This is a genomic window from Haloplanus sp. (assembly GCF_028275055.1).
GTDB lineage: Archaea > Halobacteriota > Halobacteria > Halobacteriales > Haloferacaceae > Haloplanus.
Map to the genome: position 1 here is coordinate 1 of NZ_JAQCNJ010000079.1, position 4,574 is coordinate 4,574.

Here is a 4,574-nt window from a genome sequence, read left to right on the forward strand (position 1 = left end):
TCACCCGCGCACTCGGAGTCGCGGATCGCATCAAGCAGGTTCTCGACCGCCTCGTTCGTGTCCGCAAAGGCCGTAAACAGGCCGTTCACCGAGTTCGGCACGTCGCCGTCGGTCCGCGGCGAATTATAGACGGCGTGTGCGAGCACGCCACCGTCAGTTCTGCTCGTCGCTTCGAGCGCCCAACAGTTCGGGTGCCACACGTCAAGCGTCAGTCGCGTCCCGGCCCGTTCCTCCCGCCCGCCCGCGTCAGTCGGTGCCATTGCTGCCAAATCATTGGTACTCCATAACAAAGACTCTGCCGACCATGGTCGGGTGGGATGTTTGGACACGCCGGAAGGGATTGGTACCCATGTCGGAGCCATTCCAACAGTACATCGACGGCGAGTGGGTCTCGAGTACGGGCTCGGAGACCTTCGAGAGCGAGAACCCGGCGACTGGGGAGTCCCTCGGCGAATTTCAGAAGGGGACGTCGGCGGACATCGACCGTGCGGTCGACGCGGCGGACGGGGCGTTCGAGGAGTGGCGGTCGCTCTCACGAGTTCAGCGCGCCGAATACCTCTGGGACGTCTACCACGAACTGCGCGAGCGCACCGACGAACTCGGCGGGATCGTCACGAAAGAGTGCGGAAAGGAGATCAGCGAGGGGCGCGCCGACGTGGTCGAAGCCGCACACATGGTCGAGTGGGCCGCCGGCGACGCGCGCCACCCGAAGGGCGACATCGTCCCCTCGGAGATCCCGGCAAAGGACGCGTACATGCGCCGGAAGCCCCGCGGCGTCACCGGCTGCATCACCCCGTGGAACTTCCCCGTCGCGATTCCCTACTGGCACATGGCCATCGCGCTGGTGGAGGGAAACACCGTCGTGTTCAAGCCCGCAGAGCAGACCCCGTGGTGTGCACAGATCATCGCGGAGATGTTCGACGACGCCGGGATCCCCGACGGCGTGTTCAACATGGTCCAGGGGTTCGGTGACGCCGGGAACGCGATCGTCGAACACGACGACGTCGAGACGGTCATGTTCACCGGGTCGGCGGAGGTCGGCCACCTGATCCAGGACACGCTCGGCGGCGTCGCCGGCAAGCGGGCCGTCTGCGAGATGGGCGGAAAGAACGCAGTCGTGATCACGGAGGAAGCGGATCTCGACATCGCGGTCCACTCGGCGGTGATGTCCGCGTTCAAGACGACGGGCCAGCGCTGCGTCTCCGCCGAGCGCCTGATCGTCCACGCCGACGTCTACGACGAGTTCAAACGGCGGTTCGTCGAGGTCGCCAACGACGTCGCCGTCGACGACCCCCTGGATGAGGGGACGTTCATGGGGCCGCTCATCGAGGCGGAGCACCACGAGAAGGTCACCGACTACAACCAACTCGCCCGCGAGGAGGGCGTGAACGTCCTGGTCGACCGCACCGACCTCGCGGCCGACGAGATCCCCGACGGCCACGAGGACGGCCACTGGATCGGCCCGTTCGTCTACGAGGCCGACCCCGACGCGGACCTGCGGTGTATCCACGAGGAGGTGTTCGGTCCGCACGTCGCGCTCCTCGAATACGACGGCGACATCGAGCGCGCGGTGGCCATTCAGAACGACACCGAGTACGGCCTCGCCGGCGCGATCGTCTCGGAGGACTACCGCCAGATACACTACTACCGGGACCACGCCGAACTCGGGCTGGCGTACGGGAACCTCCCGTGTATCGGCGCGGAAGTCCAACTTCCGTTCGGCGGCGTCAAGAAGTCCGGCAACGGCTACCCCTCGGCCCGTGAGGCCATCGAGGCCGTCACCGACCGCACCGCGTGGACCCTGAACAACTCGAAGGAGATCGAGATGGCCCAGGGCCTGTCGTCCGAAATCAACACCAACGACGAGTGACCACGCGGCCCGGCGTGGTCGGCGACGCCACTGCAGACGGAGGAGTAGCGGCCGGTCGGAATATGTCGTTCACACCGGTGGTATCGGGCCTGCCGAAACGGCCGTGGAAGCCCCACATCCGCGGTGTGCCGGGACTACAACGATCCTCGGCGCTCGCTGTCCGGCTGTGACCACGAGCCCACAACCCGTCCGGTCTCACTCGCCAGTCAGCGGTCGCGTGCCGGCACGGGTCCGACCCGCCACACGAAAGTTTAATTCAACACCCAAACAAGCGGGTGGTATGCCTTACCCCCGTTTCCGTAGAGGCGGCTGAGTATGCCGGGCGTTGTTTTCTGGGCTCTCGTCGTCCTGGCGACGCTCACCAGCCTCGTCACCGCGTGGGCGCTCGGGGCTAACAGCAACTCGCCGCCTTTCGCGCCCGCGATCGGCGCCAACGCCATCTCGACGATGCAGGCGGCCTTCCTCATCGGCATCCTCGCTGCGCTGGGTGCACTCCTCCAAGGCGGGGCCATCTCCGAAACGGTCGGAGCGGGCCTGATCGACGGCGTCCAGATCACGTCGCTGGCGGCGACAGCGGGGCTACTGACCGCCACCGGCTACATGATATTCGGGGTCTACACCGGCTTTCCAGTCCCCGCGGCGTTTGCGACCACCGGGGCAATGGTCGGCGTCGGCCTCGCCTTAGGGGGCGACCCCGCGACCGACACCTATCGACGGATACTGACGTTCTGGGCGCTCGTTCCGCCGGTATCGGGCGGCCTCGCCTACGCCACCGCGACGCTCCTCCGGCGCGAGGACATCCCCGAGACCGTGGGCGTCCCGCTCCTGGCAGCGGTCGTCGGCGGGATCGTTGCGAACGTGCAGCTAGCGATTATTCCGTCGCCGCCCGGCGCAACACAGAGCTCCGTTGCGGGGTTCGTCGCCGGATCGATCGAAACGCCCACACCCGCCGGGATCGACCCGCTGGTGCTCGTGGTGACGGTGGGCGTTGCCGCGCTGAGCTTTCGATTCATGCGCCGCCGGACCATGGAGTCCGTCGACAAGGGGATCCGGACGTTTCTCGTCATTCTGGGGAGTGTCGTCGCGTTCTCCAGCGGCGGCAGCCAGGTCGGGCTGGCGACCGGCCCGCTCGAAAACCTCTACGGCACCGAGCTCGGCCTCCCCAGTATCGTCCTGTTGGCGTTCGGTGCGACCGGGATCCTTGCGGGCGCGTGGATGGGTGCACCAAAGCTGCTCCAGGCGACCTCCCGCGAATACGCACAGTTGGGGGTCAGACGTTCGATCGCCGCGCTGGTCCCCGGATTCGTCATCGCCCAGCTGGCCATCGCGTTGGGCATCCCGATCTCGTTCAACAACATCATCCTCTCGGGGGTCATCGGCGGGGGGCTCGCCGGCGGTTCGGCGGGCGTCTCCCGCCGGAAGATCGGCGTGACACTCGGGTTTTGGCTCATCACGCTCACCACCTCCGTCGCGGTCGGGTTCGGGCTCTACCGGCTCTTCGCGATGGTCCTCGGTGGGTGATCACCGGACGACAGTCACGGTCACGGGCGCCCCGCCGACGACGGCCGTCGCCACGGTTCCGAGCACCCGGCGCGCGATTGCGCCCCGCTCACCCCCGTGCCCACCTAATACGACGTGGTCGACGTCGTGTTGCTCGACGTACGCGAGGATGACGCCCGCCGGATCACCCGTCTCGACCGCCGTCTCGACCACCCGGTCGGCCTCGGCGGCGTGTGCCCTCGCCCGTTCGACGACCCCGGTGGCTCGCTCACGCGCGGCCTCGCGGCGGTCCGCGTCGGGGGCGAGAGCGTGTCCCTCACTCATCCCCGCGTCGATCGGCGTCACCACGTTCAGAACCGTGATCCGGCACTCGAAGAGTTCGAGCGCCTGCCTGAGTGCCTCGTCCGCCAGCGGCGACCCGTCGAGCGGGACGACAACGTGGGATGGTGCCATACCGCACGTTGACTCCGGCACCACATATCGCCAGCGATCCCGCGACGGACACGACCGGAACGCTTGTACTCCCGCCCGCACAGAACGGAGACGATGGCGTCACCCTCCGCCACCGACGACCTGCCGGCGTATCTCGCCCCGCTGCCCGCCCGGGTCGAGGCGCTGACGCTCCGACTCGTCTGGGTGGTCGTCGCGGTCAACCTCGTGGGCACGCTGTTCGGCTTCTGGTACTACCGGTTCCAACTGGGGAACACCGCGGCTGTGATGTGGCCGGTGGTCCCCGACAGCCCCACGGTGACGATGCTGATGCTCGCGAGCCTCGTGTCGTGGAAGGTGGGCCGGAACCGGGAGTGGCTTCACGCCCTAGCGTTCGTCGGGAACCTCAAATACGGCCTCTGGGTGGTCGTGGTCCAACTCACGATCAACGACGTGCTCACGAGCGGCGACCCGTACTACTGGTTCCTGCTGGTCGGCCACCTCGGAATGGCGCTCCAGGCGCTCGTGATCCACCGGTACGCGACGTTCTCCCTCTCCGGTGTCGGGGTCGCGGCCGCGTGGTTCGGGTTCAACGACATCGTGGACTACTTCCTCCCCATCGTCGGCGACTACCACCACACGTACTTCGGCCCGCACCTCGTCAGTGTCGGCAATCATGACGTCGTCGCCCACGACATCGCCGGGGCGGCGGCCGTCTCACTGACACTCCTCGCGACGTTCCTCGCACTCGCCATCCGCGTCCGCCGGCTGGAGA

At 67.2% G+C, this 4,574-nt stretch carries 4 protein-coding genes and 1 pseudogene; 3 read left to right on the forward strand and 2 right to left on the reverse strand.

From position 1 onward, the window contains the following. Positions 1-260, reverse strand: a pseudogene (locus Q0925_RS10380) (transcriptional regulator); the annotation flags it as partial. 89 nt (positions 261-349) lie between these two features. Here Q0925_RS10380 and Q0925_RS10385 point away from each other — a divergent pair. Together Q0925_RS10385 and Q0925_RS10390 are read left to right on the forward strand one after the other, a co-directional pair. Beyond that, positions 350-1,870: an aldehyde dehydrogenase family protein gene (locus Q0925_RS10385; RefSeq protein WP_299335108.1), complete on the forward strand. Its 1,521-nt coding sequence runs from the start codon at positions 350-352 to the stop codon at positions 1,868-1,870. 315 nt (positions 1,871-2,185) lie between these two features. Further along, entirely contained in the window at positions 2,186-3,391 is a 1,206-nt protein-coding gene (locus Q0925_RS10390) for an inorganic phosphate transporter (protein WP_299335110.1), read from the forward strand. On the opposite strand, the gene Q0925_RS10395 is transcribed toward Q0925_RS10390, so the two are convergent. Then, complete coding sequence (locus tag Q0925_RS10395) at positions 3,392-3,823, reverse strand: universal stress protein (protein ID WP_299335112.1); 432 nt, start codon at positions 3,821-3,823, stop codon at positions 3,392-3,394. Between the two features lie 93 nt (positions 3,824-3,916). Between Q0925_RS10395 and Q0925_RS10400 the strand changes: the two genes are divergently transcribed. Then, positions 3,917-4,574 (forward strand): DUF1405 domain-containing protein (locus Q0925_RS10400; protein ID WP_299335114.1); only part of this gene is annotated, 658 nt, incomplete at its 3' end.

Bases quoted from the DNA above. Each gene is read 5' to 3' on its own strand.
- Q0925_RS10385 (WP_299335108.1), top strand. From the start codon at position 350: ATGTCGGAGCCATTCCAACAGTACATCGACGGCGAGTGGGTCTCGAGT.
- Q0925_RS10390 (WP_299335110.1), top strand. From the start codon at position 2,186: ATGCCGGGCGTTGTTTTCTGGGCTCTCGTCGTCCTGGCGACGCTCACC.
- Q0925_RS10395 (WP_299335112.1), bottom strand. From the start codon at position 3,823: ATGGCACCATCCCACGTTGTCGTCCCGCTCGACGGGTCGCCGCTGGCG.